The sequence below is a fragment of the Sphingobacterium paucimobilis HER1398 genome (genome assembly GCF_000416985.1).
Taxonomy (GTDB): Bacteria; Bacteroidota; Bacteroidia; order Sphingobacteriales; family Sphingobacteriaceae; genus Sphingobacterium; species Sphingobacterium paucimobilis.
In genome coordinates, this window is the sequence record NZ_ATDL01000014.1 from 25237 (window position 1) to 46305 (window position 21069).

Consider the following 21069-nt stretch of genomic DNA (forward strand, 5'->3'; position numbering starts at 1 on the left):
ATTGTTTTTGATAGTTGACGAATGATAATGAAGTAATTGTATGTATATGAATAAGTTGTCTGTATTGGCTGCAGCTCTGCTGATTAGCGTGACTACTGTCGCGCAGAGAAAGCCGGAAGTTAAAATTGATAAATCGTTAATCACAACAAAAGTGCAAGAATCGCTTGGAAAGAAAAACATGACGGCCATGGATCTTTGGGAACTGGGCCGTGTGTCAGCAGAAGGATTGAGCCCTGATGGAAAGACCTTATTATATGGCGTGTCGTATTATTCGTTGAATGATAATAAATCGGAGAAGGATCTGTTTGCACTGTCTTTGGCAGACAAATCGGTGAAGCAGTTTACTGCGGAAGCAGGAGGCGAATCTGTTTTGAAGATAGAGGCCAATGGTGATGTCATCTATAGTTTTAAAGGACAGTTGTGGCGCAAGAATCTACATGGCGGCGCTGCGGTTCAGTTGACCGATGTAGAGGGCGGATTGGAGAATGTTAAGTTTTCTCCCGATGGTAAACATATCCTTTTTAGCAAAGCGGTATTGTTGAAAAATTACCACAGTGTGGATAAATACAAGGATCTTCCTAAATCGAATATCTATATCTATGATGATTTGGACTATAGACATTGGGACAGCTTTAATGATGGACGTTTTAACCATCCGTTTATAGCGAGCTATACGGACGGAAAGATTGGCGAAGCGCTGGATATTTTGAAGGATGAGCCTTATTATAGTCCTACGGCGCCTTTTGGTGGAGCAGAGGATTTTACCTGGAGTCCCGATGGGAAGTCGGTTCTCTATGTATGTAAAAAGAAGTTCGGAAAGGATTATGCGACAAGTACCAATACGGATATTTATGAATATGAGGTAGCCACAGGCAAAACGAAGAACCTTTCGGAGGGGATGCTGGGCTATGATACGAATCCTGTTTTCAGCCCTGATGGAAAACGCCTATCGTGGATGAGTATGAAAACTGACGGGTATGAGGCAGATAAGAATGATATTATTCTTGTCGATCCATCTACCTCGCAAAAGGTAAACCTGACGGCTCATTGGGATGGGACGGTAAATTCATTCGCTTGGAGTAAAGACAATAAGAAGATTTATTTTGTCGCTCCGACACGAGGTACGGTTCAGCTTTTTGCGATTCATGTTCCGGTAAATCTTAACGTACGTTCACTGCCTGTTATCGAACAGATCAGTGATGGGCAATTTGATATCACGGGTATTGTGGGTGAGTTGAAGGATGGCTTGGTGGTGACTTCTACAAAGATGACACAGGCGACAGAGATCTATCACTATGCTTTTAAATCGAAAAAGCTTGCCCCGTTAACCACTGTCAATGATGCTCATTATGCGCGATTAAATGAAACAAAAGTCGAAGGTCGGTTTACCAAGGCTTCGGATGGTGAAGACTTATTCTCATGGGTAATCTATCCACCTGACTTTGATCCGACGAAGAAATATCCAACTTTATTATTTTGTCAGGGGGGGCCACAATCGGCCACTACGCAGGGGTATTCGTTTCGTTGGAGTTTTCAGTTGATGGCGTCGCAAGGTTATATCGTTATCCTGCCGAATAGACGAGGTATGCCGGGATGGGGCGTGAAGTGGAACGAGGATATCTCCAAGGATTGGGGGGGACAAGCTATCCGTGATTACCTGTCTGCAATCGACGATTTTTCTAAAGAAAGCTATGTCGATAAGTCCCGTATTGGGGCTATAGGCGCTAGTTACGGTGGCTACTCGGTATTTATGCTGGCCGGCGTTCATGAGGGGCGTTTCAAGTCATTAATCTCCCACTGTGGTCTGTTTGATATGACCTCTTGGTATGGTACGACTGAGGAATTGTTTTTTGCGAATCATGACCTAGGGGGAGCGTACTGGGACAAGAAAAATGAAAAGACTTATACGGATTTTAACCCTATCAAGCATGTAGACAAATGGAATACGCCTATCTTGATATTCCAAGGAGGCAAGGATTATCGAGTGCCTATTGGACAAGGACTAGAGGCTTTCCAGGCGGCACAACTTAAAGGTGTGAAAAGTCGATTGGTGTATATGCCGGACGAAAATCACTGGGTGCTATCGGGGCATAATGCGCAGGTATGGCAACGGGAGTTTTTTGATTGGCTAAAAGAAACACTCTAATAAAAAAAACGGGATCCAATTTTGGATCCCGTTTTTTTTATATTGTACTGAACCATTTTTGGAATAAATGACCTACAACTGGAAGTTCTTTTTGGCTGCCATTGAAGGCCGAGATAAGTCCCATGATCCAAAGAATCAATAATGCTATACCTACTACCATTCCTATAATCGCGCCAGCCACAGGGATGTACCTAAATACTCCAGAAACTAGTCCTATAACCAGTAATCCTAGGTTTTGACGAATATGAAACTTCGCGAAGCTGTTGTTTTTGTCTTTGTTCATGACGAAAGCTGCGATTAGTCCGATTAATGTAATGTAGGAGATGATCGCTATGCTTTTTCCTTCTTCCACGGTGTTTTTTACTGGTGTGTTGTCCATTGTTATTAAGTTGTATTTGTTTTGAACAAAGGTAATGACAAAACCCGTGCCTTTTCGTCCCCGAAAACCGTGATATTTTTTTATTTCGTATCCTTCTTTCCAAAGATTGAAATTTTCAGGTATTTTCCAGGATTTGTTTTCAAATCATGAACGAGTTCATTGAGGTTTGCCGAAGCTTTATTCAGATTGTCATAGAGCTGATCATCATTCAGCAACAAACCAATGGAACCTTCACCTTTATTTATTTTTCCGGTAATAGCTTGTACGTCTTTCATGGCTTTATGGGCATTGTCAACAGTAGCTTTTATCTCGGTTTTGGAGAGGTCGTCTGAAAGATTGTCTAGGTTCCCTAAAATAGAGTTGATTTTCTCGTTGTTATTTTTAAAGTTATCGGTAATGGATTCTAGATTTTGCATGATCTTGGCTAAGCGTATACGCTCAGATCCCATAAGTCCTTCTACATCATTGGTAATCTTTTCCATATTGGTTAAGGATACCGATATACTACGTAGGCTCTTTTTGAAATCACGTTGGAATTCGTCATCCAAGGCTGTGTTTACAGCGCTCAATACCGAGTCTAGTTTGACAACGAGGTTTTCGATTTTTTTCTGTAAAGGCTCTACTTTTTCCATGAGGTTGGCCTGTACATCAGATTGCAAAGGATCGCCACTCCTAGCCATGGTGCTACTATTGCCAATATCAAAAACAATAACTTTACTGCCCAATATACTTTCGCTAACGATGCGTGCGATGGTATTGGAGGGAATATCATATTCGCTCTTAATTTTGAATTCAGTTCTTATTTTTCCATTGTCCATGAGTGACATTTTGGATACACGACCGATTTGATAGCCATTCACCATGACGGGCTTGGATGTTGCAAGACCATCCACGTTGTCGTAATCGGTATAAAACATGTTGTCTGAACTGAAAACGTCGTTTCCCCGTAAAAAGCTGTAACCGATAAATAATAAGGCAATTGCGATTGCCGTTAATGCACCTACTTTAGTTTCGTTTGATATTTTCAAAATACAATCATTTAAGGGTTTAGCTTATGCCTCAATATAAACAGTTTAAACATACAGAAATTCATTTTTATATCCAATTCGATGATTGTGATACAAAAGGAGCTTCATGTTTTATTAAACAATAAATAGAGCACAAATGTTTACTTTTCTGTGGATAATTTGTACTTTTTTATAGCCTGAAAGAGATTTTCTACTATTTCGGCCTGTCCTTCCTCAGAGAGCATGTAGCTCTCTTCTTCGGAATTGTTTATAAAACCGATTTCGGTCAATACGGCGGGCATGGAAGCACGAGCAAGAACGGCTAATCCCTGTTCTTTTACGCCACGGTCTACACGCTTTGAGGCGGTATACTCATGCTGTATGTAGGAAGCCAATCGTATACTGCGGTCGCGGTATTGTCTGCGCATTAATTTGAAGACGATATAACTGGAAGGGTCCTTCGGGTCGAAGCTCCCTAAGTCGCTGTTGTCGTCATCATGTAGCAACATATCCGCATTCTCCCGGATAGCTACATCTTGTTCGGACATACGGTGGAATCCCAGTACAAAGGTTTCAGTTCCAGAAGCTTTTGAAGTCCGTTGGCTCGTGGAGTTTGCATGTATAGAGAGGAAGATGTCTGCATTGTTTTTATTGGCTATTTCGGAGCGGGTTCGGAAAGGGATATCGACGTCTGTCGTACGTGTCATAATGACATTGATAGCCAGTTTGTTTTCCAACTCTATCTTTAATTTTTTTGAGATGTCCAGTACGAGGTTTTTTTCTAGCGATCTACGTCCTGCTGCTCCTGTGGCCGGTCCTCCATGACCCGGATCAATTACTATGGTAAAGGTCTTTTTGTTTTTTGTGGATGGAGGATCGTTAGTGGTCGCAGCGAATGAAACAGAGGTTGCTAATATAGTAGAAGTAAGTAAGGTGAAGCTTAGTTTTTTAACAATATTTAAAAATTTCATCGGCATTTTTTTTACATTTTTGTCCTAGCTGATTTATAACGAACTGACAAAGATAGTTGTTTAATTGTATATGATAAAAATAAGAACCTTTTATTAATGATTTTGACTACTTTTGCCAGTAATAGTTTATTTTTACGACTAAAATAATATCTCGTATTTCGACTTTGGAAACGCCTACTCGTCTTTTACTCCTATTGGTGTTCTTATTCTTAGGAACACATACAGTGTTCGCTCAAGTGGAAAGCACGAAATCTACAGCTATCAACACGCAAGATACGGTATTAAATGCCAATGATACAACAACAAATCACCTTAAGATAGCAAGCGGAAAAGATACAGTAGTTATGAAGGGGGAAAGTGGGCTGGAGACTGTCGTTACTATCGTGGCCAATGACTCTTCATGGAATGAGGTCAGCAAAAATATTATCCACTTGTATAAAGGAGCAAAAGTAAAGTACCAAGAGTTTGAACTTGCGGCCGACTATATCCGTCTGGATCGTAATACCAATATACTTTTCGCCAGTGGGATGATGGATCATAATGGTAAGTACGTGGGACGCCCAGTAGTCTTGTTTCCCAATGATACGCCAAAGGCGGTGGATTCGTTGCGCTATAATTACAAGTCGCAAGAGGGCAAGACTTTCGGAATTATGACGGAGGTCGATGGTGGTTTTATTCAGGCTCGGGTATTACGTAAAAATCTCTATGATGAGATGTCTATTTTTAAAGGCTTGTATAGTACCTGTGATCTTCCTGAGCCGCATACACACTTCGGTATACATATTACAAAAGGGTTGGTCACTGATAAACAGATTATAGCAGGGCCTTCGTATTTAGTGGTACAAAATATTCCTCTCAAGTTTATAGCCTTGCCTTTCGGTTTTTTTCCTAAACAGGATAAAAAATCTTCGGGTTTTTTATTTCCTTCTTTTGGAGACGATGTTGCTCGAGGTTTTGGTCTGCGCGATTTGGGTTGGTATCTTACGTTCAATGATTATTGGGATTCGGAACTTCGAGGAAGTTTTTACTCTAAAGGTTCATGGGACGCATCTGTGCGCACTAACTATATGGTGAACTACAAGTATAGTGGAGGCTTTAATATTCGTTACGCATCGACAAAGGTGGGGACAGAAGGAGCTAGTAACTATGGTAGTAATAAGGATTTTAACGTTACATGGAACCATACACAGCGTCAAGAGGCGAATCCGGGAACTTCTTTTTCGGCTTCGGTCAATTTTGGTACGGCTTCTTATTTTCAGAATACAGGCGCCAATAGTACCTATGATTATGATCAGTTGACTCGTAATAACATGTCATCGTCGATAAGTTACGGGAAGGTCTTTGCCGATGGAAAGGTCAACTTTACGTCCAGTTTGAGCCATAGACAGGATATGGCTTCGGGTAAAGTGGATTTGGAGTTACCTACTTTTGCGCTGAACGTGTCCACATTTAACCCGTTTGACTCCAAAGATCGTGTTGGTGAGCAGAAATGGTACCAACGGATTACGGTTGGTTATAGCTTGCAGGGAAGAAACTCGATTTCGACAGGAGATTCAATTCTTTTCAAAAAGGAAGCGCTGAAGCAATTTACAAACGGATTTCAACATAATATACCTGTAAGCTTGAGTTTGAACGCATTCAAATATTTCCAGTTTAATACATCAATGAACTATACGGAGCGTTGGTATTTACAGACTATTCGCAAAGGAGTGGATAATGAGCTTAACGGTTATGTCGATGTGCGGGATACGGTATCAGGGTTTAGAAGGGCTTACGATTATTCTTTTTCTAGTGGACTATCTACTAAAATATACGGTATGATGTCTCCCAAAATAGGGAAGATAGAGGCAGTACGTCACGTGGTCACACCTTCTGTCAACTTTAACTATAGACCCGATTTTTCGGATCCGAGATTTGGCTTCTACAAATCTTTTATCGATCAGAATGGTCGCCTGTCTGAGTACTCGATTTTTGATGGTGCTATTTTTGGAGGGCCATCTTCAGGACGTTCGATGGGTATTGGTTTTTCCGTAGATAATAATATTGAGGCTAAAGTCAGAACAGAGAATGATAGTACTGGCAAAGGCACTAAAAAAATTCCTATCCTGCAGGGCTTGACTTTTAGTGGGAACTATAACTTTGCTGCGGACTCGCTCAAGCTTTCAACGATCAGTTTTTCAGGTAGGACCTCGCTATTTAAGGAAAAGATCAATTTGAATTTCAACGGAACATTTGATCCCTATGAGTTGGATTATAGAGGTCAGCGGATCGACCGCTTCACTATAGAAAGTGGTAAGCTGGCACGATTAACGAATTTTGGACTTTCCTTTGACTATAGTTTTAATCCTGATGCTGCGAAAAGTAGGAGTGGAAATATTGACTCCATGCGTAACAGTATGCCCAATATGACAAAAGAACAATCGGAAGCTCTGTCCCGTATCAGTAGAGATCCTAATGCCTTTGTTGATTTTAACATCCCTTGGAATTTGGCGGGATCATTTAGTTTTCAGTATAATAAGGAATTTGATAGGGATCTACGGCGGGAAGTCGCTAAATATTCCGCTACAGTCCAAGTACATGGTGATGTAAACGTAACTCCGAAATGGAAGATACAGTTCAACTCGGGCTATGATTTCAAGCAGAAGGAGGTCTCTATGACACGTTTCTCCATCTATCGGGATCTGCACTGTTGGGATATGTCTGTGGGTTGGGTTCCATTTGGTCGTTATCAGAGTTATAATATTACGATCAGAGCTAAGGCTTCTGTATTACAGGATTTAAAATTGACAAAGCGGAATAGCCATTATACCTATTAAAATAAAGTTATAGCAGTGATACAGGTTATGTAAGCTATAAAAGGAGCCTAGGCCATGTGTATACTTCATATAACTTCATTACTTTATTATAATTATGGTAACTATGAAAGCTGAAATTATAACTATGGTAACTATGAAAGCTGAAATAATAACGATAGGTGATGAAATACTGCTTGGACAGGTAATCGATACAAACTCGGCCTGGCTAGGACAGCTTTTGGATTCCTTAAATATCGCTGTTCATCAGATTGTCTCTATATCAGACAACAAAGACGCGATATTACATGCCCTGACGGAAGCTGCTAAACGCTCGGATCTGATCCTTGTAACTGGCGGACTTGGCCCAACGAAGGACGATGTAACCAAAGAAGCTATTGCTTCTTTCTTTCAGACGACCTTGGTTAGGGATGAGGAGGTGTTGCGTCATGTTAAGTCGATTTTTGAAAAGTTTGGCAATGGCCGCGCAATGCCTGATATGAACTATGGGCAAGCGGATGTATTGGCCTGCTGTGATGTATTGTTCAATGATGTTGGTACTGCGCCGGGAATGTGGATCGAGCGAGATGGAAAATGTTTTGCTTTTTTGCCAGGTGTGCCTTTTGAAATGAAGTTTCTCATGGAAAAAAGAGTGGTGCCTAGATTGGCTGACTATCGTGCCAAGGTGTCCATATATCATGCTCATGTGGTGACTATGGGAATAGGCGAATCGTATTTAGCTGATCTTATTGGCGATATTGAGTCTGAATTGCCTGCGCATATTCATTTGGCCTATTTGCCGAAGTTGGGTACTGTACGTCTCCGCTTGACTGCTATGGGGCATGATGAGGCGGATGTCAAGAAAGAGACGGATGGTTTTGCGAGACAGATAGCGGTGCGTGTCGAGGACTATCTGGTGGCAGAAAAAGATGTCACGATCGAAGAGGCTGTTGTCGAACGATTTACCAAAGACAATATTCGGTTGGCAGTTGCGGAAAGTTGTACTGGAGGGCTCTTGGCGGGCTCGATTACTGCGGTGCCGGGCGCCAGTGCTATGTTCGATTGTGGTATCGTTGCTTATCATAACCGTATCAAGCAACAGGTGTTGGGAGTGGATGAAGAAGTTCTTGCCAGTTTTGGTGCGGTAAGCGAACAGACTGTTATCCAGATGGCAGAAGGTGTCAAGTCGTTAGGAGGGGCTGACTATGGTATTGCTACAAGTGGGATCGCTGGGCCGTCAGGAGGAACACCGGATAAGCCTGTGGGGACGGTTTGGATTGCGGTGAGTGGCCCTCACGAAACCGTGACTCAATTGTTCCATTTCAGAAATGACAGGCAGGTGAATATTGAACGTAGTATGGCACAGGCTTTGAATATGTTGTGGAAATTGTATAAGAAGGATAACTCTAAATGATGGAATATAATTTTACGTTGCTGTTTGTTCTAAATATTATATTTTGTTTTTAGGGATTTCATTCGTAATTCTTTAACTTAGTGCGATAAAACACAAAATAATTATGGGAATATTCAAATTGGTACTTCCAAAGATGGGAGAGAGTGTTTCTGAGGCGACTTTGACTAAATGGGTGAAGGCTGTTGGAGATCGGATTGATGAGGATGATACCGTGGTCGAAGTAGCTACCGACAAGGTTGACTCAGAAGTCCCCTCACCTGTTGAAGGTGTGCTAAAAGAAATTCTATTTGAGGAGGGACAGGTTGCCCAAGTCGGCGATGTGATTGCTTTATTGGAGGTTGAGGGTGCTGGTGATCCCGAAGAATCCTTTGCTGTAACGGCGCCCGTCGAAGATAAGGCTGTCGAAGATAGTAAAGATACCGTATCTATCCCGGGGTTAGATGTTCTGGAAGACTCGGCCGTAGCTACGCCAATGGTGGATGGAAACACTGATGAACGTTTTTATTCGCCATTAGTGAAAAGTATTGCCCAACAGGAAGGAATTGCACTTCAAGAGTTGGCGAGTATCCAAGGTTCGGGTTCTGACGGTAGAGTGACCAAACAAGATGTTCTAAATTATATACAGCGCAAATCAGACTCTCGGCCAAGCGGTACTGGTTCGGTCGCAGCCGCAGAGAAAAGTATCGATAAACCTGCGCCTGCTGCCCCTGTGCAGGTGGTGAAGGCATCCCATGGAGATGAAGTGATCGAGATGGACAGGATGAGACGTTTGATTGCGGATCATATGGTCAATAGTATCCGTACGTCGCCACATGTGTTTTCGGTGGTCGAAGCGGATGTCACTAATTTGGTGAATTGGAGAAATAAGGTGAAGGATAGCTTTAAGAAAAGGGAGGGCGAGAATATTACTTTTACCCCTTTGATCATTGAAGCGATTACCAAGGCTTTGAAGGACTTCCCTATGATTAATGTATCTGTTGATGGACATAACATTATTAAAAGGAAGCATATTAATATAGGTATGGCGGCGGCTCTGCCTTCTGGAAATTTGATTGTTCCGGTCATTAAAGATGCGGATCAGCTCAGTTTGGTCGGTTTGAGCAAATCTGTCAATGATTTAGCTCAGCGTGCGCGCGGTAATCAGCTGAAGCCGGATGATACGCAAGGTGGAACATTTACATTTACCAATATTGGTGCTTTTGGCAATATTTTCGGTATGCCTATTATCAATCAACCACAGGCAGCGATATTGGCTGTCGGTACGATTACTAAGAAACCGGCTGTACTGGAAACACCGGACGGAGATGTAATTGCTATCCGTCATATGATGTATCTTACCATGTCGTATGACCATCGCGTTATTGATGGTGCGCTAGGGGGTACATTTCTAAAGAGAGTTGGCGACTATCTCGAGAATTGGGATAAAGATCGAGAGATATAACTTATACAAGAGAAAAGCCTATGCGGAGCATAGGCTTTTCTCTTGTATAGCCCTTTAATAATTGGTATATTTCGATTGAAAAATAAATAGTCGTCCTATGGAGACAATAAAGCCATTTGTTGATTTTGCCTTAAGTTGGTATTGGGTTCCTTTACTGATTCTCTATGCGGGTGTGATCAGTGCTATCCTGATTGAAAACCGCAATCCTACGAAGACGATCGCCTGGATTTTGGTGATTATATTTATTCCTTTTCTTGGGTTGCTCTTATACTATTTTTTTGGACAGAAGTTTGTGAAAGTCCAGAAAATGAAAAAGATAAATAAGCAACAGGCACAGCGTTTGGAAAAGCAATGGGAGTTGTTGGACCCTGTTATGGAATCTTTTATCCGGGATATTCATGAGGAAATCGGTGACCTCTCTAAGGTATTCCGGTTGATGAAGCGAGAAAGGCTGTCGTCGCCAACTTTGGATAACGATGTACGGCTATTGGTAAATGGTGAAGAAAAATTTGCTGCGCTGAAAGCGGATTTGCAAAATGCCAAACATTCTATCCATATGGAGTATTATATTTTTCAGCCTGATCATGTGGGATTGGAAATTCTGAATATATTGGAAGAAAAGGCTGCGGAAGGTGTCGTCGTGCGATTGATCGTAGATAGTTTTGGTTCGCCTGATCTGGTAAAATATATGCGCCGTTCAAAGGGTTCACGAATCGATTTTCATCCCTTCTTGCCTGTGACGTTCACTTCTTTGGCGAACTCCAATTATCGAAACCACCGTAAAATCGTAGTGATTGATGGTAGGATTGGATATGTCGGGGGAATCAATATTTCGGATCGTTATAGCAATACTTCGGCTAGTCGAAAAGCGGTTTATTGGCGGGATATCTCCTTGCGTATGGAGGGGTTGGCCATCAATATGCTGCAGATAAATTTTTGGAGTTCCTGGAATCAGACTGACGGTGAGCCTTTTCTGCTGGAAGATGGCTATCTGCATATGATAAGAATGAATAAGGAGGCGAGCGGTGATGCTGGAGTAGGGTTTGTTTCCAGTGATCCTGCTTCGGTAGGACCTTATAATATGGAGGCTATGTTGATCGCTATCGGGGAGGCTAATCAACATATACGGTTATGCACGCCATACTATATCCCGAGTGAGGAGTTGGAGCGGGCTTTGATTGTGGCAGCAGCTTCTGGAGTGAAAGTGGAATTGATGATTCCAGCTACGTCAGATTCTTATTTTGTACAACATGCCTCCTTTTCTTTCTTAAAGCCTCTATTGGAGCGTGGTGTAGATGTATTGCTTTATAAGAAGGGGTTTTTACATGCCAAAACTATGACTGTGGATGGTAAGTTGACCTTTATCGGAACGGTGAATTTGGATATCAGGAGCTTTTATATTAATTATGAGATCGCAGCTGTAGTTTCGGATACCTCGCTGTGTACACAGGCAGAAAACTTATTTGACTCCGATAAGCTGGATTGTGAGGTGCTGACGCTTACGGATTGGATGAACCGGTCACGCTGGAAGCGAGGAGTGGACTCGGTATGCCGGCTGATGGCGCCTTTATTGTAGGTAAACCTGAAAATGTGTTAAATTGGCTTGTTAATTTGAGGTTTTGTAACAGATAAAAGTAAAAATATTTATCTTTAGCTAAATACTCTTTGATGGGACCGAGAACCGGTTCAAGATAAACTATTACATGAAAAAGATATATTCTATTTATTCCGTATTCTTATTGCTTTTATTCGTTCAGACCTTACCGGCGCAGGAAGTGCCTCGAATACCTATCAACACGGTGGTGGATCGTGTACAGAAGTATTTTGGCGTGTATCCGTTGGAGAAAGTGCATGTGCATTTCGATAAACCTTACTATGCCGTAGGGGATACGCTCTGGTTTAAGACTTATCTTTATCACAATCCAGTAGCCTATGATCCGAGTAAGATTGCGTATGTCGATATCATCAATGGTCGGGATTCATTGATCCAGACATTACGTATTCCGCTAAAGAATAATTCGGGATCTGGTCACTTTGTATTGGATCCACAGGTCGTCAAACAGGATAACTATCGGTTTAGGGCATATACGAAATGGATGATGAATTTTGATGTCGGTTATTTCTTTAATAAAGTTGTCACTGTCGGAGATGCTATTAATAAGAAGCTTGCCTCAGAGATCAGTTACCAACCCGAAGGGAATAAAACGAAAGCTACGATTCAATTTAGGGATTCAAAAGGCACTTTACTGAGCAAAAAGAAGGTGACTTGGGAAGCTATAGATGGTTGGGACCCTTTTGATAAAGGAAAATCAGAAACGGATGATATGGGGAGGGTAACGCTTTCTTTTTCTTCTAAAGACAAAGAAATGCTGAAGAAAGGTCGTCTGATTGTGAAAGTTGATGGTGAATCTTCATTGGTCGGTGACTTTCCCTTGAAGAATGCATTGGCAGAAACTTTGGATGTGCAGTTCTTTCCGGAAGGAGGAGATTTGTTAGCCGGAGTAGCCAAGAATGTTGCTTTTAAAGCGGTTGGTACAGAAGGTAAGGGAGTGCGTGTAAAAGGTAAAATCATCGACAGTAAAAAGAAGACCGTGGTTGAATTTGCTGATCTGGGGCTAGGCATGGGATACTTCAACCTATTGCCGCTGGCCGATGAACACTACAAAGCTGTTGTTTCAGTCGATGGCGGGGGAGAAAAGACTTTTGACCTTCCTGCTGTGCAGTCCGAAGGTATAAATGTGGTAGTGACCAACGTAGAGGAAGAGGCTATACAGGTCGGATTGGTTACTGGCGACAGCTATTTTCCAAAAGTCGAAAATCAGCCTTTTTATATTTTTGGACAAATGAATGGACAGCTTATCTATGGTGCACAGGCTAAGATGAAAAATGCGAGTCTGGCGTTGTCGGTTCCTACTAAAGATCTGCCAAACGGTATTATTCAATTTACGCTGATGAGTCCTGAAGGAAAAGCTTTGAGCGAGCGTTTGGTATTTTATGGATTTGCTGAAGATCTTGGTCTTCAGGTAAAAACGGATAAGGCGAATTATGCGAAGAAAGAAAAAGTAAAATTGGATATAAGCAATGTTACTTCGGAGAAGTTGATCAGTTCGTTGTCCATCTCGGTAATAGATGAGACGAAGGTCCCTTATGATGACCATCAGGAAAATGGCATATTGAGCAGTCTTCTATTGACATCGGATCTGAAAGGGTATATCGAAAAACCTGGTTATTATTTTGATAAGGAAGTCACCAATAGAAAACAAGCGTTGGATGCTTTGCTGATGACCCAGGGATTCCGCCGCTTTAGTTATGATGAGTTGGTGGCCGAGAAATATCCACAGGTCAACTTTATGCCAGAACAGGGGATAACGATTGGGGGCACGTTGCGGCTGAATACAGGTAGGCCCTATCCGAATGGAGGACTGTTGTTGTCTATACCTGCTCGTGCATTGCGAAAAGATGCCTATACGGATAAAGATGGGCGCTTTGTTTTCCAGGACTTGAACTTTCCCGATTCGGTCAAGGTGACAATAAATGCACGAAGCAACGACAATTATAGAAATCTTGTTATTAACTTGGATCAATCTTTTTATCCGGATGTTGATAATGACAATCCCTATAAAGCGAACGATATCTTGAATATAGATAAGCAAATGGTGGATTATCTAGCGAACAGTAAGAATGAATTTAGAACATCAAATCTGATCGATGAAGTTACGGTTACAGCTTCACGAAAGGAAGTGCGTACCAGCAAAGAGTTTTCGGCACTATCAGGGCTTTCTATGGCAGATCACCGCATTGAAGGAGATCGCCTGAGTGGCTGTAATGTGTTGACTATGTGTTTGAATACTTTATTGACGGGGGTGACTTATGACAGCCAGACTCTGAAGTACTATTTGACACGTAGCTATAACCAAGGCAGTCGGGTGCCGGTACAGTTTTTCTTGAACGGGATGCCTATTGATGAGAATACACTTAATTCCATTGTTCCAATGGAGATTGAAGCTATTGAGATCTTTAATAGAGATGACTTGGGAACGGTGAGTCGATTGTATCAAAACGATGGGGTGGTGTCGATTATTACAAAGAAGGAAAAGCCAAAGGGACCTCGTATGACATTGGCGCAGATAGAGGCGCTGTTACCGAAGTCTAATGTGGTAGATTTATATCCGCTGGGCTATATCAAGGAACGTAAGTTCTATGTGCCTAAATACGATACGGATCAGAGTAAGTCGACGAATGATTATAGAACAACGGTATATTGGAATCCGGATATTGTGATGGATGAAAAAGGGGTGGTTAGCCTAGATTATTTTAACGCTGACGGCAATGGTAAGTATAAGGTCGTCGTAGAAGGAATAGATAATGTGGGACGTATCGGTCGAACGGTATATTATTATAATGTGAAATAAATACAAAAAGAGGTGTCTGCAAAGACACCTCTTTTTGTATTTATTGTTTTTCGATATGAGCCGTAATGCGTTTGTACTTTTAACCTTTCGACCGAAATTTGGCGAGAATCCGCTGATCAAAAAGGTTGAGAAAGACTCCTGTTAAGATTATGGCAATAGCGATAATACTCATGGTATTGAAGCCTTCATTAAATAGAAAATAACCAAATCCCAGTGCATAGATAACCCCTAGATAATTAAGACTGGCTACCTTTGCAAGGTTAGCTGTTTGGTAAGATAGGGTCATATAATATTGTGCCAACTGGGTGAATATACCGATGAGCAGCAGATAGAACCAATCTGTACCGACTGGATGAACCCAGTGGTACAGGGAGTATATGGCGGCGAAGGGTATGGTCAGTAGTGGAAAGTAAAAGATGATAACGAGTGGATGTTCGTCGTTTTTAGCCTTGGCAATCATATTGTAGGCGAGTCCGGCAAAGAAGGCCGCACCTAGCCCGATAATAAGGTCCAGGGTACTTATCCTGAAGTCAAAGCCTTTGAGGAGTATCACGCCAGTGATAGAGATGGCAAAATAGAAAAACTGTATTGGTCTCACTTTTTGTTTGACAATGAATATTCCTAAAATTGCGGTGAAGAAGGGGGAAAGATAGTTGATGGTGACTGCGGATGCTAGTGGAATATGCTGTAAGGTGTAGAAGGAACCTATTAAGCCTAAACAACCAGCAATACCACGTAAGGTCAGTGTAGTTATATTTTTTCCTAATGGTGGGATATCCTTCTTTCGGAGCAGATAGTATGTTACTATCAAGCTGAATACTGATCGGAATAGAACAACTTCCAGCGTAGGAAGATGAGAAACATATTTGACACAGACATTCATAATAGCGAAGAAAAACCCTGCTAAGAGCATGTACTGTATACTTTTATCTTGCACTGTCAAATTATATAGATTCTTTGTTTTTTTTGTCGGTTGGGTGTTTTTGCTTATCGGGATCTATTTCCAGTTCTGTCTGTTGCACGAGCACCGCAAAGGATGCGGGTGTTATTCCCTTGCCGTATCGTATGGCATATTCTTTGGTGAATTCAGCGCCAAAGTATAATATGGCTGCAGAATAGTAAACCCATGCAAGCAGAATAATGATGGAGCCTGCCGCACCGTAGGCCGTAGCTGTGGCATTGACCGATAGATAGAGGGAAATGCCATATTTGCCTATCATGAACAAGAGGGTGGTGAAGATGGCTCCGCCGAGTATATCACGAAAACGGACTTTGGCGTCGGGTAGGAAAGCAAATATAAAACCAAATAGGATTGCAATGACGATAAAGGTGATGCCAGAATTGATCCAACCTAATAGTTGGATATTCCAATCTCCAAACAGATCTCCGATGTGACGTGCTAGAATGCCGATAATGCTGCTGATTAATAGGGATGCCATCAGCAGAAAACTAAGACCTAATATCATTGAAAATGATATTAGACGATTTATAATTAATTTTAACCAGCCTTTTTTGGGCTTAACCTTGATTTTCCATATGGTATTGATGGAATTTTGAATATCGACGAAAATTGTAGTTGCGGTGACAATCAGTGTAGAGATACCTACGACAAGTCCTATGCTGGACTTGTTCTCAAAGGAGATTTTCTGCACGGCGCTTTCCAACAGTTTGGAGATGTCGGGACCTAATAGATCCGTTAACTCTGCCATTACTGTATTCTGCGCACCGTCAGGGCCTTCAAGGTGATTGCCGTAAAGAAAGCCTAAAGCCCATACGAGTATAATGAGTAGCGGACCTATAGAGAAGACGGTGTAATAAGCCAGTGAAGCGCTAAGCTTCATACAATTGTCGTCTATAAAGCCATTTCCGGCGTTGATCAACAATTTGCCAAACCCTTTTATTTTTTTGAATATTACACTGTCTTTCTGTATGTCCTCCTGGTTACTCTGCATAGATGCCCTTGATCGTTGTTTCAAATTTTTGTAATATGACTTTTCTCTTTAAAGATAGTTTGGGCGTGAGTTCGCCACTGTCAATTGTCCATTCTGTGGGGAGTAATACAAATTTTTTGATCTGCTCCCAATGACCAAAGTTAGCATTTGCTTTGTTAATTTCCTGTTGATACTTTTCTAAAATCTGTGGTGTCTCTATTATTTTCTCTTTGGACTCGTAGGGTATCCCTTTGAACTTACAGTATTTTTCGAGTTCATCGAAAGCAGGGACGATGAGTGCTGATGGAAAACGTTGATTTTCGCCAATTACCATGACTTGGGCAATCAATGTAGATTCCATCATTTTGTTTTCAAGTACCTGAGGTGCGACATATTTACCTCCGGCAGTTTTAAACATTTCTTTTTTACGATCAGTAATGCGTAAGAAACCATCAGGCGTAAGTTCGCCAATATCTCCAGTATGGAAGTAGTGTTGTTCGTCAATAGATTCTTTGGTAGCTTCTTCGTTCTTGTAGTAACCAGCGGAGATTGAAGGACCTTTTACCAGGATTTCACCATCTTCGGCAATTTTGACATCAAGGTTTTTTAGAACTCGACCTACAGATCCAAATTTTACGTCTTTAGGATCCCAAGAGTTGACTGCGATGACAGGTGACGTTTCTGTTAATCCATATCCTTCCAATACGTTAATCCCCGCAGCCCAAAATACACGAGCCAGTCTTTCCTGTAACGCTGCACCGCCTGAGATAATAAAACGTATATTTCCACCGAGCGCTTCTTGCCATTTGGAGAAGATTAGTTTTCGGGCGATGGCTAATTTGAAGTTGTAAAATGCGGAGTTGGAAAGAGGCTCTTTGTATTCATGGCCAAGGTTGACTGCCCAGAAGAACAATGCTTTTTTAATACCTGTAAGTGTTTTTCCTTTTTCAACGACTTTGTCGTAAACTTTTTCCAATACACGTGGAACAGTGGTGAAAACCTGCGGTTTGACTTCGTTGATGTCGACTACAATGTTGTCGAGGTTTTCTGCGTAATAGATATGCACGCCTTTGGACATATAGAGATATACGACCATACGCTCGAATATATGACACAAAGGAAGAAAACTCAATGCTTTGGTAATGTCATCTGTCAATAAGTGTGTACATGCTTCTACATTGCTAATGATGTTGTGGTGGGTGAGACATACGCCTTTGGGCTTGCCTGTGGTTCCTGAAGTGTAGATTAGAGTCAGTAGGTCGTCGGGACGTACTGCTTCATTGTAGGGCACTAGGTCGATCGTCTGTTCCTTGCCTTCTTCGACGAGCTCATTATAGTTTTTAAATCCTGTAAGCTGGTCAAAGGTATAAATGTCTATAGTTAATTGGTTTTGCTGTAGAACATTGTTTACCTTATCGGTAAGCTCTTGATTACTTACAAATATCAGTTTTACATCTGCATCGTTGATGATATAAGAGAGGTCTTGTGCGGAAAGTGTAGGATACAAGGGCACCAAAGCTATCCCGATTTGATTACAGGCAAAATCTATAATATTCCATTCGGGCCTGTTGCCTGACATGAGTGCAATACGGTCGCCTTTTTGGAGACCTTTAGAGAGGATTGCCTTACTCAGACTGTCCACCAGTTCTATTATTTCACTTTTCTTGTATTTTTTCCAACCGTGTGTATCTCTTTTAGCGAGTAGAAGCTCACGACCTGCTGTAGGAAGGTCTTTTTTTATATAATCGAATAATCTAGTTACACTGCTCATGTCTTGTCATTTTTGATGTTTACAAATGGATATGCGTCCTAAAAATGAGGCTTCTATAAATATAGTGAATCGTCCCGAACAATTGAAATCAAAATTTGGTAAAAACATAAGAGGGATATACCTATTCTGTTTTTTTAGCGTTATAAGATATAAAACTTAGACGACACTGTATCGGTAGCCGATGGGCTGAAGAGTGAACCCCACTTTGCTGTTCAGGATTTTTTTTACAATGGAAATATTTTAATTTTGGAATTTATTGGGATATAATATTAAGTATGAATCACATTTTACGTAGTTTTTTATTTGTAGCAATTTTGCTTTTTGTGGGTAAGGATGGTTTCGCTCAATTAGACAGTCAACACGCGGTCGGAGCAAGGTTTGGCTCAGCAACGGGTATAAATTATCGGTATACACTATCTCCGGATCGTGCTGTAGAGGCCATTATGAGTATACAGAGCAATTCGAGATCCAATCGCTTTAGATTGGTTGGTTTGTATCAGTATCATAAACCGATCAATGACGATTTTTCGTGGTACTATGGTTTTGGAGGAAGTGTGGGTAGTTATAAATATAAGGCTTTTACTACTGCAGAAGGGGAAAGAGTACCGGCAGATTCTGAGGTGTCTCTAAGTATCGACGGTGTTATTGGAGCGGAATACCGTATTCCTACAACGCCACTGTCCCTATCTCTGGATCTGAAGCCGTACTTTGATTTTCTCCAGGAATCCAGTATTCGTTTGATCGATCCGTTTGGCTTTTCTATCCGTTACAAATTTTAGAGATTGATATTGAAAGGCAGAAAGATTTTACACCGTCATCTCGACCCTATGGGGGGCTCCTCGTCGATCGAGATGACGGTAACAGTTTAATTTTTAGATAGCCATATATCACCCAAGGCACTTACTTTGGGGTCTTCATTTGAAATAGCTTCAATACTAAATGCTTTTTTATCGGACAAGCGTGCAGTGATGTCCAGACTGTTTATTATGCCGTCTCGAGCTATGAGTACATGTAGGATGTCGCCGTCTTTTGCTCGCGTTAGGATGTAATCAAGAGCTTTTCCTAGTGGGTCTATGCGGTGCCCGTTTATAGCGATTAACTCATCTTCAACGTTTAGGCCCCCTACCCAAGCTCCAGAGTTACGGTCTACCTGTTTAATAATACTTTTTCCATCGCTAAAGACGACTTTTACACCTAATGTCGTGTGATTCTGATTGGCATTCTGGTCGATTAGCTGGTAGCCGACACGATTAAAATAGGTGTTGTAATCCAGCTCTTCCAACCGATGTGCGGCCTGAAATATTTCTCGAAGGCTGACACCCGTTACTTTTTCTGCTAATTGTAGGAGTTCTTCTTCTTCGAATCCTCTGTTTTCAATCAGGTAAAACTGTTTATAGGCAGCTTTAAGTACATCGTCCAAGCGATATTGACCCTGTGTGTCTGCAATGATTTTGATATCCATGGCGACGGCAAGCATTGCTCCTTTATTATAATAGGAAATGCTGGTATTGTGTGAGTTTTCGTCAGGTCTGTATTGTTTGATCCAAGTGTCAAAACTGGACATCGCTGCACTCTGCAGCTCGTATCCGGGTCTATTGTAGACCGTGTTGAAGTCTATTGCTAGCTGTTGTAGATACTCGCGTTCGTTGTAAAAACCGCATCTACGGATAATGAGGTTGTCGTAATAAGAGGTGAAACCTTCCATGATCCACAAACCGGTCGTGTAATTTTCCTGCTCGTAGTCAAAAGGACCCAAGGCTTTGGGACGTAGGCGTTTTACATTCCAAAGGTGGAAATATTCATGTGCAACCAGGCTCAGGTATCCTTTGTAGGTGCTGGGCTGGCTATAGGTATATCTTGATGCGGCGAGTATGGTCGAATTGAGGTGTTCTAATCCTCCATGTGCACTCTGATAATTGTGCGTGACGAAGGTGTAGTGCTGGTTGGGGTTGGATCCCCAAATTCGGTTTTCTTCCGCTACTATTTTTGTAACGTCTGCAGTGAGTTGTTCACGGTCGTAATCTGCGAATCCAACCATTGCAAACTCGTGTGGTACGCCTTCTACTTCGAAGGTCCAACTGTCTTGGTTGCCTATTTCTAGGGGACTGTCGTAGAGAATGTCGAAATTAGCTGCACTGTAACTGTTCAAGTTATCTTCAGGTTCCAATCCTGTTGATATCTTACTCCAATGAGAAGGGAGATTTACAGTTACCAGACAGGGGAGATGTAGATGGTCATGAACATACATGAAAACTCCTACAGGACTAAGAAATGCATGTGAATAATCGATATGACTGGTGCGGACGGAATTTTCGAATGCGTAAACTGCATATGTAATGATAATGTCGCTTTTTTTATGTTCTACTCTCCAGGTATTTTTACTTGTTTTATATGCTTTCAGTTCTTTGCCGTCCGTTGATGAAGCAGAAAAACGCTCTACATTCTTCGGGTATTCGCGAATCAGATAAGAACCAGGCGCCCATACGGGCATTTTCAAATCTAAATAGTCTAAGGAAGCAAATGATTTAATATGCATCTGTACTTCTACATAATGTGCCTGTGGTTCGCTGAAGGAAAGTGTAAAGTGAATAGAGGGGGTCATATGGTAAAATAAGTTGTTCTGTTGTATGGTGGGCTTGTTTTATTGCCTGATTCAAAGGTAGGGGTAATGATATGGAGTTCAAAATTATATCTGATATATAAAAACTTACGAAAGCAGGGGATTTTTTCATTTAGGTATTGGTGAATGCAAAGCATTTTATCTAAGTTTGACTTAGATAAATATTGTTGTTTGTTAAAGTGTTA

The 21069-nt window shown here is 41.5% G+C and carries 14 protein-coding genes; 7 read left to right on the forward strand and 7 right to left on the reverse strand.

Annotated elements, in window-relative coordinates; all coding sequences use genetic code 11:
* Positions 1–46: 46 nt before the first annotated feature.
* Positions 47–2146 carry a S9 family peptidase gene (locus M472_RS31400; protein ID WP_037458404.1) on the forward strand — a complete coding sequence of 700 codons (2100 nt, stop codon included), beginning with the start codon at positions 47–49 and terminating at the stop codon, positions 2144–2146.
* A 37-nt stretch (positions 2147–2183) separates the two neighbouring features.
* Here M472_RS31400 and M472_RS31405 read toward each other — a convergent pair whose 3' ends face one another.
* The 3 genes from M472_RS31405 to M472_RS31415 all read right to left on the reverse strand — a co-directional run bounded on the left by M472_RS31405 (position 2184) and on the right by M472_RS31415 (position 4503).
* Positions 2184–2525, reverse strand: a complete 342-nt coding sequence (locus M472_RS31405) for a DUF4870 domain-containing protein (RefSeq protein ID WP_021069859.1) — start codon at positions 2523–2525, stop codon at positions 2184–2186.
* 80 nt (positions 2526–2605) lie between these two features.
* Entirely contained in the window at positions 2606–3553 is a 948-nt protein-coding gene (locus M472_RS31410; protein ID WP_022829309.1) for an MlaD family protein, read from the reverse strand.
* 140 nt (positions 3554–3693) lie between these two features.
* Positions 3694–4503, reverse strand: a complete 810-nt coding sequence (locus M472_RS31415) for an N-acetylmuramoyl-L-alanine amidase family protein (protein WP_021069861.1) — start codon at positions 4501–4503, stop codon at positions 3694–3696.
* Between the two features lie 164 nt (positions 4504–4667).
* On the opposite strand from M472_RS31415, the gene M472_RS31420 reads away from it, so the two are divergent.
* The 5 genes from M472_RS31420 to M472_RS31440 all read left to right on the forward strand — a co-directional run bounded on the left by M472_RS31420 (position 4668) and on the right by M472_RS31440 (position 14562).
* On the forward strand, positions 4668–7319 hold the full coding sequence (locus tag M472_RS31420; protein WP_235049492.1) for a putative LPS assembly protein LptD: 2652 nt from the start codon (positions 4668–4670) through the stop codon (positions 7317–7319).
* A 133-nt stretch (positions 7320–7452) separates the two neighbouring features.
* Positions 7453–8709, forward strand: coding sequence for a competence/damage-inducible protein A (locus tag M472_RS31425; RefSeq protein WP_031301571.1), 1257 nt, complete (start codon positions 7453–7455; stop codon positions 8707–8709).
* 103 nt (positions 8710–8812) lie between these two features.
* The gene (locus M472_RS31430; protein WP_021069864.1) at positions 8813–10150 is read left to right on the forward strand and encodes a dihydrolipoamide acetyltransferase family protein; all 1338 of its coding nucleotides are present in this window, start codon (positions 8813–8815) and stop codon (positions 10148–10150) included.
* A 97-nt stretch (positions 10151–10247) separates the two neighbouring features.
* On the forward strand, positions 10248–11726 hold the full coding sequence (cls, locus tag M472_RS31435; RefSeq protein ID WP_021069865.1) for a cardiolipin synthase: 1479 nt from the start codon (positions 10248–10250) through the stop codon (positions 11724–11726).
* Positions 11727–11853: 127 nt separating this feature from the next.
* Complete coding sequence (locus tag M472_RS31440; RefSeq protein WP_021069866.1) at positions 11854–14562, forward strand: hypothetical protein; 2709 nt, start codon at positions 11854–11856, stop codon at positions 14560–14562.
* A 79-nt stretch (positions 14563–14641) separates the two neighbouring features.
* Here M472_RS31440 and M472_RS31445 read toward each other — a convergent pair whose 3' ends face one another.
* From M472_RS31445 to M472_RS31455, 3 genes are read right to left on the reverse strand one after another with little or no spacing between them, the layout of a single operon-like run.
* A complete protein-coding gene (locus M472_RS31445) occupies positions 14642–15499 on the reverse strand; it encodes a DMT family transporter (RefSeq protein WP_235049497.1) in 858 nt (285 codons plus the stop codon).
* A gap of 7 nt (positions 15500–15506) precedes the next feature.
* Complete coding sequence (locus tag M472_RS31450) at positions 15507–16514, reverse strand: YihY/virulence factor BrkB family protein (RefSeq protein ID WP_021069868.1); 1008 nt, start codon at positions 16512–16514, stop codon at positions 15507–15509.
* Positions 16504–18264, reverse strand: a complete 1761-nt coding sequence (locus tag M472_RS31455) for an AMP-dependent synthetase/ligase (protein ID WP_021069869.1) — start codon at positions 18262–18264, stop codon at positions 16504–16506. Before M472_RS31455 ends, M472_RS31450 begins: the two co-directional genes overlap by 11 nt.
* Before the next feature lie 275 nt (positions 18265–18539).
* On the opposite strand from M472_RS31455, the gene M472_RS31460 reads away from it, so the two are divergent.
* Positions 18540–19043 (forward strand): hypothetical protein, encoded by a 504-nt coding sequence (locus M472_RS31460; protein ID WP_021069870.1) that lies wholly within the window; start codon positions 18540–18542, stop codon positions 19041–19043.
* 86 nt (positions 19044–19129) lie between these two features.
* Here the strand turns inward: M472_RS31460 and M472_RS31465 are convergent, their stop codons facing one another.
* Positions 19130–20866, reverse strand: coding sequence for a M61 family metallopeptidase (locus tag M472_RS31465; RefSeq protein ID WP_021069871.1), 1737 nt, complete (start codon positions 20864–20866; stop codon positions 19130–19132).
* Positions 20867–21069: the final 203 nt, after the last annotated feature.